This window comes from Novosphingobium sp. CCH12-A3, assembly GCF_001556015.1.
Classification (GTDB): Bacteria; Pseudomonadota; Alphaproteobacteria; order Sphingomonadales; family Sphingomonadaceae; genus Novosphingobium; species Novosphingobium subterraneum.
Window position 1 is genome coordinate 1 of the sequence record NZ_LSIA01000225.1, and the last position, 9,577, is coordinate 9,577.

The 9,577-nt window shown below is 62.8% G+C and carries 13 protein-coding genes; 7 read left to right on the forward strand and 6 right to left on the reverse strand.

All coding sequences use genetic code 11. The annotated features are described in order from the left end of the window. The 3 genes from AX703_RS17905 to AX703_RS17915 all read right to left on the reverse strand — a co-directional run. Nucleotides 1-169, reverse strand: a 169-nt coding sequence (locus AX703_RS17905; protein WP_197423758.1) for a phosphoglycerate mutase family protein, incomplete at its 3' end; no start/stop codon positions are given. A gap of 2 nt (nt 170-171) precedes the next feature. After that, nucleotides 172-570: a type II toxin-antitoxin system VapC family toxin gene (locus AX703_RS17910; RefSeq protein WP_017503525.1), complete on the reverse strand. Its 399-nt coding sequence runs from the start codon at nt 568-570 to the stop codon at nt 172-174. Beyond that, the gene (locus tag AX703_RS17915) at nt 567-848 is read right to left on the reverse strand and encodes an AbrB/MazE/SpoVT family DNA-binding domain-containing protein (RefSeq protein ID WP_231735602.1); all 282 of its coding nucleotides are present in this window, start codon (nt 846-848) and stop codon (nt 567-569) included. Before AX703_RS17915 ends, AX703_RS17910 begins: the two co-directional genes overlap by 4 nt. Nucleotides 849-1,294: 446 nt before the next feature. On the opposite strand from AX703_RS17915, the gene AX703_RS17920 reads away from it, so the two are divergent. The 4 genes from AX703_RS17920 (at nt 1,295) to AX703_RS17935 (ending at nt 4,041) form a co-directional block, all read left to right on the forward strand. Continuing rightward, nucleotides 1,295-1,939 (forward strand): hypothetical protein, encoded by a 645-nt coding sequence (locus AX703_RS17920; protein WP_062346025.1) that lies wholly within the window; start codon nt 1,295-1,297, stop codon nt 1,937-1,939. A gap of 106 nt (nt 1,940-2,045) precedes the next feature. Then, a complete protein-coding gene (locus tag AX703_RS17925) occupies nt 2,046-2,699 on the forward strand; it encodes a ParA family protein (RefSeq protein WP_017503522.1) in 654 nt (217 codons plus the stop codon). Continuing rightward, nucleotides 2,699-3,085, forward strand: a complete 387-nt coding sequence (locus AX703_RS17930) for a hypothetical protein (protein WP_017503521.1) — start codon at nt 2,699-2,701, stop codon at nt 3,083-3,085. Before AX703_RS17925 ends, AX703_RS17930 begins: the two co-directional genes overlap by 1 nt. After that, nucleotides 3,082-4,041 carry a replication initiator protein A gene (locus tag AX703_RS17935; protein ID WP_017503520.1) on the forward strand — a complete coding sequence of 320 codons (960 nt, stop codon included), beginning with the start codon at nt 3,082-3,084 and terminating at the stop codon, nt 4,039-4,041. Before AX703_RS17930 ends, AX703_RS17935 begins: the two co-directional genes overlap by 4 nt. A gap of 57 nt (nt 4,042-4,098) precedes the next feature. Here the strand turns inward: AX703_RS17935 and AX703_RS17940 are convergent, their stop codons facing one another. Genes AX703_RS17940 through AX703_RS17950 form a run of 3 tightly spaced genes read right to left on the reverse strand, consistent with a single transcriptional unit; the run spans nt 4,099 to nt 5,328 of the window. Next, nucleotides 4,099-4,380, reverse strand: a complete 282-nt coding sequence (locus tag AX703_RS17940) for an addiction module antidote protein (protein WP_062346027.1) — start codon at nt 4,378-4,380, stop codon at nt 4,099-4,101. Between the two features lie 2 nt (nt 4,381-4,382). Then, nucleotides 4,383-4,673 carry a type II toxin-antitoxin system RelE/ParE family toxin gene (locus AX703_RS17945; protein ID WP_062346028.1) on the reverse strand — a complete coding sequence of 97 codons (291 nt, stop codon included), beginning with the start codon at nt 4,671-4,673 and terminating at the stop codon, nt 4,383-4,385. 43 nt (nt 4,674-4,716) lie between these two features. Beyond that, nucleotides 4,717-5,328 (reverse strand): recombinase family protein, encoded by a 612-nt coding sequence (locus AX703_RS17950; RefSeq protein ID WP_062346030.1) that lies wholly within the window; start codon nt 5,326-5,328, stop codon nt 4,717-4,719. A 93-nt stretch (nt 5,329-5,421) separates the two neighbouring features. On the opposite strand from AX703_RS17950, the gene AX703_RS17955 reads away from it, so the two are divergent. The 3 genes from AX703_RS17955 to AX703_RS17965 all read left to right on the forward strand — a co-directional run bounded on the left by AX703_RS17955 (nt 5,422) and on the right by AX703_RS17965 (nt 9,464). Next, nucleotides 5,422-8,325, forward strand: a complete 2,904-nt coding sequence (locus AX703_RS17955) for a Tn3 family transposase (RefSeq protein ID WP_062346032.1) — start codon at nt 5,422-5,424, stop codon at nt 8,323-8,325. Between the two features lie 138 nt (nt 8,326-8,463). Beyond that, nucleotides 8,464-9,012, forward strand: a complete 549-nt coding sequence (locus AX703_RS17960; protein ID WP_231735603.1) for a UPF0149 family protein — start codon at nt 8,464-8,466, stop codon at nt 9,010-9,012. A gap of 14 nt (nt 9,013-9,026) precedes the next feature. Continuing rightward, entirely contained in the window at nt 9,027-9,464 is a 438-nt protein-coding gene (locus AX703_RS17965) for a hypothetical protein (protein WP_062346036.1), read from the forward strand. Nucleotides 9,465-9,577: the final 113 nt, after the last annotated feature.

Sequence of the window (9,577 nt, forward strand, 5' to 3'; positions counted from 1 at the left end):
TGCGGGTATAGGGCGACGTGACGATGAGCGCGGGCGCTTGCGTCCAGCTCGACGCGACCGCACTCGCCTGTTCGTGGCCGCGCTCCGTCAGTTCGATCGTCGCGAGATCATGGCACGGCACGCCGGCGTTGCCGGTGCTTTCCCCATGCCGGATGAAGATCGCTCGCATGGCTATTTCAGCAGATGGGCGGCGGCCCCCTGCCCTTTCAGCAGTTTGACCGCCGTTTTGTCGAAGGACACGAACGTCTCCCCGCCGTGGAATCGGCCGTCGAAAGCGATCACCCCGTCCGCAAAGTCGCCGCCCGCATCGAGGATAGCCAGGCCCGCTTCCACCGCAGGGCGATTGACGACGACGTTCTCCGCGTCGATCACGCCTCGGATCGCGGCGGCAATTTCGGGCCGGGTTTTCTTGTAGAGTCGTTCCAGAACCCAGGCGAGTTCGCACAGTGAATGCACGCTGATGGCAACGTGGCTTGCGCTTTCCATCGCTTCGACGGCGGCGAGGCCCTGCGCTTCGTCGTCCGCCAGCACCAGGCGCAGCAAGACGTTCGTGTCGGCCGTGATCTTCATTTACCGTCCAGACCGGCCACACCCGCAGCAGCGCCCGCTTCCGCAATAGCGTCGTTGATTTCCTCGATCGTGAACCGGGGACCGTCGCCCTTCCCCTTGAGCATCCCGTGCAGCGCCCGCCACGAACCCTTTGGCTGGTCCGCTTTCAGTTCCGCCCGCCCATCGGGCAGCAGGTCGAGCCTGATCTTGCCACCGGGCTGGATGCCGAGATGTTTCAGAATATCCTTCCGAAACGTCACCTGGCCCCGCGTGGTCACGCTTAATGTCGTCATGGTCATTACCTCCATATAAGGCAAGGTAATGCAGAAACGCATTATTTTCAAGGCCCAAATCCTGATAGCCAATAATAATAAGCGACTAAGCGATTAAGCGATTAAGCGCCTGCCGCTGGCGCGGCACCGTGGCTCTACTCGCTTCGCTCCCCAAGCCCGCAAGCGGTCTTGGCCCAAGGTAACGATCCACATGGCGGGGCGAGATCGCTGCGCGGATCTCGTGGGCGATGTGCCGGCGTGCGCCGGCGTCGATGTTTGTTTGAAGGGGGAAGGCGGTCCCGGCCGCCTCTCCCCCGCAACGGGATTAGACGGGGCCGTGCCTCGCTGCGCTGCGGCCGCTCCACCCCCGTCGAATCCCGCTGCCCCCCTCTCTCGCCGGCGTTCTTGGCCGTCCGTGTTCCGGCCGATGGCATGGCCATCGCCGGACAGGCGATTTGAAGGGAGTAAGGACGATGACCCACCAAACCCGTGAAAGCTGGCTCAATGCGGTGGCGCAGGGCGTGGCCCCGCTGTTCGAGGCGCTGGACGCCCCCCTGCCCGACCGCGTGCGCGTGGCGATCGGCTTCACCAGCAGAGGCGCGAAGGGCAAGGCGATCGGCGAGTGCTGGGACAACCGCTTGAGCGCGGACGGACATTTTGAAATCTTCATCCGCCCGGACCTGGCGCACGCGCCCGACGCGATGCCGGCGCAGATCGCGGCCATCCTCGCGCATGAGCTTGTCCATGCCGCAGTCGGCATCCCGGCAGGGCATGGGAAGGCGTTTAAACGAGTCGCCCTTGGGCTGGGCCTAGTCGGGCCGATGCGCGCCACCACCCCCGGCGAGGCGTTTCTTGCGGCCATCGCGCCGATCCTCGATGCCGCTGGCCCCCTCCCCCATGCCCGCCTCGACACGGACGGAGAGTCGACCGCGCCGAAGAAGCAGAAAGCCCGGATGCTCAAATGCGAGTGCGCGACGTGCGGCTATACCGTCAGGACCGCGCGCAAATGGCTTGAGCAGGCCGGAGCGCCGCTTTGCCCGATCGAGGATCACGGCCAGATGCAGCATGAACCGCTGGATGATGACAGCGAGGATGAAGGCGGCGACGCGGAAGCCTGACATACCAAGCGGATAAACCACTAAGCGACTAAGCGATTAATGGCGTGCCTTGCCTACTAAGCGACTAAGCGATATAGATCGCATAATCGCTTAGTAGGGAGCCATCATGCAAACTTGGGCTATCATCGCGCAGAAGGGCGGCCAGTCGAAGACGACCATCGCGACCGCCTTTGCCGTCGAGGCCGCCCGCGAAGGGGCGGCGGTCGTGATCCTCGATGCCGACGATCGGCAGGGGTCCGCGCTCTACTGGTCAGAGCGGCGGGATAGCGACGATGTCATGGTGAAGGATAGCAGCGTCGCAGGCCTGCCGCTGCATGTCTCACGCGGCCGCGATAGCGGCAAGGTGGACCTTATCATCATCGACACGCCGGCGAACTCGAAGGACATCGCCATGCTCGCGGCCGAACAGGCCGATTTCGTGGTGATCCCGGTCGCGCCGCGCGGCCTCGACGTTCATTCGGTCCTCCAAACCGTCAAGCAGGTGCAGCAGGCGGGAACGCCGTTCGCCGTGATCCTGACGCAAGTGCCGCACCAGGGCGGGGAGGGGGACGAGGCGCGCGCCGGCTTCGCCGCCAAGGGCGTTGCCGTGTTCGATAGCGTGCTGCATTTCCGCAAGGACTTCTACAAAGCGACGCCGATCGGCAAGACCGCGATCGAGCTGGACCCTGACAGCAAGGCGGCAGCAGAGTTGCGCGCGGCTTACGCCGAAGCTAAGCGACTAAGCGGTTATGCGAATAAGCCACTAAGCGAGGTTGCGTAATGGCCAAGAAATCGTCTGCCCTGGCCGGGATTTTCGATGATCCGGAAACCGAGGTTGCGCCGCCGCCTGTGCCCCAGGCCGCGACTGAAGCGATAGCGCCGTCGACGCCGGCAGCAGCGCCATCTTCCAAACCGACGAGGGCAGAGGCGGTCCCAAAGCAACGGGGCAGGGGAGGGCAGGGGGCGCGCAGCGATCCCGGCGAAAGCCCGGCGCGGCGCAGCAGCCACCCCGGCAAGAAGCCCGTGCTGATCCATATCCCCGAGGACATGCACCGCACCTTGCGGCAATTGAGCGTCGAGGAAGGGGGCGAGCCGCTGACCGTCATCACCGAGCGGCTCTTGCGGCAATATCTCGTGACGCGCGGGCATACCCGGTTCGCCCCGTGAGCAAGCGCCGCGATCCCAATCCCACGTTCGACTTGTTCATTCCGCTGATGAACGACCTCCCGCTGAAGGATCAGCGGGAGGTGATGGAGCGCCCGTTTTTCTCGCTCCAGAAACGTAAGCGCCTCAAGCCGATCGAATATCGCAGCCCGGACGGCGAGGCGTGGGTGAAGGTCGAGGCGATGCCCGCCTACGGCATGGCGACGATATGGGACGCCGACATATTGATTTGGGCCGCGTCGGTCCTCAACCGGATGAAGGAGCAGGGCGTCAACGATCTGCCCCGGACGCTGACCACGACGACCTACGACCTGTTGCGGGCGATCCGGCGCGGGACGGGCGGGCGCGACTATACCGAGCTGCAGGCGGCTTTGTCGCGCCTGGAGACGACTTCCATTCGCACGTCGCTGCGCGCGCCCAAGCGCCGCACCGAAGCGCAATTCGGGTGGCTGGACGGGTGGAGCCTGGAGGTCGATCCCGCGACAGAGCAACCGCGCGGGATGACCATCACCCTGTCGAACTGGGTCTATGAGGGGATTGTCAGCGAGCGGTCGCTTCTCACCATGCACGTCGATTATTTCCTGCTGACAGGCGGGCTTGAGCGGGCAGTGTATCGTATCGCGCGCAAGCACGCCGGCAGTCAGCGGGGCGGATGGACGTGCCGCGTCGAACTGCTGCGAGAGAAGGCCGGGAGTGACGCCCAGCCCAAGGAGTTCAACCGCATGTTGCGGAAGATCATCGAGGCCGACCAACTCCCCGAATACACCATGACCATGACCAAGACGGTCGAGGGCGCGCCGGCAGTACTGTTCGAGCTGCGCGGCGCGGCCGAGGCAGCCGAGCTGCACGCTAGACTAGAGGCCGAACGCGAGCGCCATGAGCGTTACGAGGCCGATCGCCGCCGCGCCGGGGAAGTGGACGATCTTATGGACCGCCTCGCGCGGGGCGGGGCACGCTAACTATGGGGTCAGTTCCGGTAGAGGGCGAAATGACACCCTAAGCGCCGCCAGCGCAAATCAGGCCGCCACGGCAAGGCGCACGCCGAATGCCTTCATCACGCGCAGAAGCGTACCGAGCGTCGGATTGCCGTTGTCGCTGAATGCCCTGTAAAGGGCTTCCCGGCTGATCCCGGTTTCGCGGGCTAGCGCCGACATCCCATGCGAGCGCGCGACGGTGCTGAGGGCACGCAGCAGTTCCTCGGTGGTGCCATCCTCAAGGTAGGCGTCGAGATACGCCGCGATATCCGCCGGGGTGTTCAGTGCCTCGGCCGCATCCCAGGGCTTGGTTTCGAGTGTCATCGTCAAACCTCCTTCGCCATGGCCTTCGCCCGATCGATGTCCCGTTCCTGCGAGCCCTTGTCGCCGCCGCACAACAGGATCACCACGACATCGCCGCGCCGGGTGTAGTAGACCCGGTATCCCGGCCCGAAGGTAAAGCGTAGTTCGCTCACCCCGTCGCCGACAGACTTGGCGTCGCCAAAGTTGCCCTGAGCGATACGGTCGATCCGTTTGGCGATCCGCGCCCGCGCCTGAGCATCCCGCAGCGCCGTGAGCCAGTCGATGAACTCGGCGGTGCGGAGGACTTCGATCATGCCAAGTATAATGCACAGACTAGGACGGCATGTCAACTATATACTACAATGCCGATCCGTCTCGGTGGCGGCGCACAATCGCTGTGACCGTGTTCTTGCTGATCCCGAGATCGCGTGCAATCCAACGATAGCTGCGCCCGGCTTCTATCGCCTCGATGACCCTGGGGGTCAATCGATCCGATTTCGGACGGTCTCCAGGTTGACGGCCCAGTTTGCGTCCGCGCGAGCGGGCTGCGGCCAAGCCGGATTTGACCCGTTCGCTGAGCAAGTCCCTCTCGAACTGGGCGATGCCCGCGAGCAAGGTCGCCATCATCCGTCCATGCGGGGTATTGAGCTCGAAGGTCATGCCGCTCATGGCGACGACCGAAACTCTCCACCCCGCAAGGACGTTGAGCGTATCGAGCAGGTCCTGTGTCGAGCGCCCCCAGCGGCTAAGTTCGGTGACCAGAATGGCATCGATCTTTCGGGCCTGCGCCAATTGCATGACCTGCTTGCGGGCGGAGTGACCGGCTTTCATACCGGAAGCCGTTTCAGTGAACGTGGCGATCACCTCAAACCCGCCGCGCTCGGCGAAACCGGTCAGGTCGAGAAGTTGGCGCTCGCACGACTGGTCCGAGGTTGAAACCCGGGCGTAAATGGCGGCGCGTTGTCCCAATTGAACCCTTCCGGATTTCCGGCTTGCAAAGCCGCAGAAATGCTGGTCCGAACTCCGTCTCAAACAGACTAATGATCAAATGGGACAGATGCAATGACCCGGCGCACTATTCTCACCGACCGCCAGCGATCTGCTCTCTTTGCCCTGCCGACTGATGATGCACAGTTGCTACGGCACTATATGCTGGCCGATGATGACTTCGGTCACATCAACGAGCGCCGCAGACCAGCAAATCGTATCGGTTTTGCATTACAGTTGTGCGCCCTCCGCTTTCCCGGTCGATTGCTGAACCCAGGCGAAGTCATTCCCCAACCGGTGCTTGCATTCATCGGCGCCCAATTGGGCGTCCCGGCAGATGCGTTGCTGACCTACGCGGCGCGTCGGCAGACGCGCCAGCAGCATATGGACGCGCTGCGCCGGATTTACGGCTACAAGATGTTTACCGGGCGGTATGCTCGGGATTTCAAGGAGTGGTTGTCGCGGGAGGCGGAAGAGGCGCGGTCCAGCGAGGACATCGTCAGGCGTTTCGTGGCTCATTGCCGGGAGACCCAGACCATCCTGCCAGCGATCACGACGATCGAGCGGTTGTGTGCCGATGCGCTGGTTGCCGCCGAGCGGCGTATTGAAACGCGCATCGCTCGCCGGATCGACGGTGAAATGCGCAAGCGAATGGTCGCATTGCTGACGGAAACGATGCCGGGCAACATCAGTCGCCTCGTGTGGCTGCGCAAATTCGAGGTTGGCAACAAATCCACGGCGGCGAGCCGCTTGCTCGACCGCCTCGAGTTTCTTCAGGGCCTCAATCTGCCGACGGCCGTGCTGAAAGGCGTGCCCGTGCACAGGATCACGCGGTTGCGCCGGCAGGGGGAGCGCTATTTCACCGACGGGCTACGCGATATCACGTCGGATCGGCGCATTGCCGTCCTTGCCTGCTGCTGCGTCGAATGGGAAGCTGCCATCGCCGATGCCGTGATTGAGACCCATGACCGGATTGTTGGCAAGACCTGGCGCGAGGCGAAACAACTCCACGAAACCCGAATTGGCGATGCTCGTTCAGCGGTGACGGCCACGTTGCGCGGATTTACCGCCATCGGCACCGCAATGATCACGGCGCGCAATGATGGCGTGCCGGTCGAGACAGTGCTTGGCCGGATACCGGAATGGGACCAGCTCGATCAGTTGGTAGCGACCGCCGCGCGGTTGAGCTCCACCATGGCTGATGAACCGCTGGTCCATGTCGGAATGGGCTACCACCGGTTCCGGCGATATGTGCCGCGCATGTTACGCTGCCTCAGGATCGAGTGCGCGCCAGTTGCCAAGCCCCTGCTGGCAGCCGCCATGAAAATCAGGGATAATAGGCCGCCGGACGCAGCGGATTCGGATTTCCTGAGGCCCAGTTCCAAATGGCTTCGCCATCTCAGGAACCAGGAGCGGAACGATAACCGCTTCTGGGAGGTCTCGGTCTTGTTCCATCTTCGCGATGCTTTCCGCGCTGGTGACATGTGGCTGGAGCATTCGCGGCGCTACGGCGACATGAAGCAAGTGTTGGTGCCGATGGCTGCCGCCCAGCAGGAAATGACCCAACTGGCCATGCCGGTCGATCCGCACACATGGCTTGCCGATCGCAAGGCGAGATTGTCGGCCGGACTGAAGCGCCTTGCCGCAGCCGCCCGCAATGGAACCATTCCCCACGGCAGCATCGAAAATGGCACGCTCCGTATCGACCGGCTGACAGCCGATGTACCTGATGAGGCCCACGAGCTGATCCTCGATCTTTACCGCCGGATGCCATCGGCACGGATCACTGACATCCTGTTGGAGGTCGACGCTGTTACCGGTTTTTCTGAAGCTTTCACGCACCTGCGAACGGGCGCGCCGTGCGAGGACAGGATCGGTTTGCTCAACGTTCTGTTGGCGGAAGGACTCAATCTGGGCCTGCGCAAAATGGCAGAAGCCTCGAACACCCACGATTACTGGCAGTTGTCGCGCCTGGCGCGCTGGTACGTCGAGAGCGAGGCCATGGATCAGGCCCTGGCGACGGTGGTGGCTGCGCAGGGAAAGCTGGACATGGCCCGCCATTGGGGGGTTGGCACTACCGCCTCGAGCGATGGTCAGTTCTTTCCCGCGGCTCGGCAGGGAGAGGCGATGAACGCAGTCAACGCGAAGTATGGCAATGATCCCGGCACAAAGAGCTACAGCTCGGTGAACGACCAGTATGCACCGTTCGCATCGCGCCTCATCCCGGTGACGGCGAGCGAGGCACCCTACATCCTCAGTGGCCTGCTGGCCAATGAGGCGGGCAGGCAGATCCGCGAACAATATGCCGACACGGCAGGCTACACCGATCACGTCTTTGGCATGAGCGGTCTGCTCGATCGCCGCCTCGTCCTGCGCATCCGCGATCTGCCATCGAAGCGGTTTTACGTGTTTGATCCCGCCGCTACTCCGACCGAACTGCGCAAGCTGGTGGCGGGCAAGGTCCGGGAAGATATCATCGTCGCCAACTGGCCGGACCTGTTTCGTGCTATCGCCACCGTGAACTCGGGCCGGATCGAACCCCACCAGATGCTGCGCAAGCTTGCCGGCTATCCACGCCAGAGCAATCTGGCGGTGGCCTTGCGCGAAGTTGGCCGGATCGAGCGCACGCTGTTTCTCATCGACTGGATCCTCGATGCCGACATGCAGCGTCGCGCCCAGATCGGGCTCAACAAGGGCGAGGCGCATCATGCCTTGAAGAATGCGCTGCGGATTGGCCGCCAGGGCGAAATCCGGGATCACACCAGCGAGGGGCAGCACTTCCGGATCGCCGGGCTCAATCTGCTGGCCGTCATCGTGATATTCTGGAATACCTTGCACCTGCACGAGGCCGTTGAAGCTCGGCGCCGGGATGGCCTCGATGTGCCTCCCGAATTGCTTGCCCACATCTCACCATTGGGCTGGGCGCACATTCTGCTGACCGGTGAATATCTCTGGCCCAAGGATGCTGAGCCGGTGTAGGCAAGATCGGATTGTGAGTATCGTCAAGGCATTGCGATGGCAAAGACAGCGACAAAACTGCCCAGCGACAGAGTGATACGCGCCCTGCTGGCCAAACACGATTGCCCGGTTGGCTATCACGAGGTTCGCACCCGACTGTTGGGCGCCATCGCCAGTCCCGATCCTGACGTGAAGCCCATGACGGTGATCGCCGACCTTTGGGGCGGGGAATTGCCCGAGTTCGACAGTATGGAAGACGCCAATGAACTGCTTGGCACACTCGTGATGGCGCTATGGAACGAACTGGCAGCGCACCAGGATCCCAAGACACCATTCAAGGCCATGCCGGTGCCGATGGAGCCGACCGCGGCCAATCTCGGCAATCTTGGTCTGGTGCGCGGTCAGGAGGCAGAAGGGTTTGTCGAAGGGCTGTTCAACGGCGCCAAAGAATCTGGCCTTCCCGAACGGGCACACGAAGCCGTCACGCATTTAGGCGAAATCAGGGCCGTGATGCTTGGTGTCGCCGACCTTATCGAACGCACCGCTGGCGAGCCTGAGGACCGCGCGCAAATCAAGGAAACTATCCAGCATTTGCGCACCATGACTGAGATCATGGAGACCGAAATCCACGCCGCCGTTCTCGCCTGCGTGCGTGTGCGGCAGCAGGGCCTTCCCGGCCTTACCGCGCCGTGGCCAACCCGCCATTGAAACCCACGCAGGAAATGGACGCCGAGCAACGGCTGCGCGAGAAATTGCGCAAAATCGAGGCCCTGTTTGCTGGGGCGGCAACCGCCGGTGAAAAAGCCGCAGCGGGCGCCGCCGCTGAGCGCATACGGCGCCAATTTTCTGACACCAAATCGCGAGAAAAGGCCGAAGAGTTCAAATTTTCCATTCCAGACCCGTGGCCGCGCCAATTGTTCACCGCGCTATGTCGCCGTTATGGGCTGCGTCCGTTCCGCTACACGCGCATGCACCGCCAGACGGTCATGGTTCACGCCCCCGCCAGCTTCATCAACAACACACTGTGGCCGGAATTTCAGGAATTGAGCGACGCGCTCAGCGCCCACCTGATGATCATCACGGAACGGATCATCCGCGAGGAGGTTTATGCCACTACCGGGGAGGCCGACGAAATCCCCGAGCCAGCACGTCTGCGATGACAATTGCGTTTGACAATTCGTTTAGGGTGTCATTTCGCCCCCTACCGGAACTGACCCCCTCTTGGCCGTTAGCTTTGCTCCGTAGCGCAAGACGGTGCGCGCGTCGCGCCAGC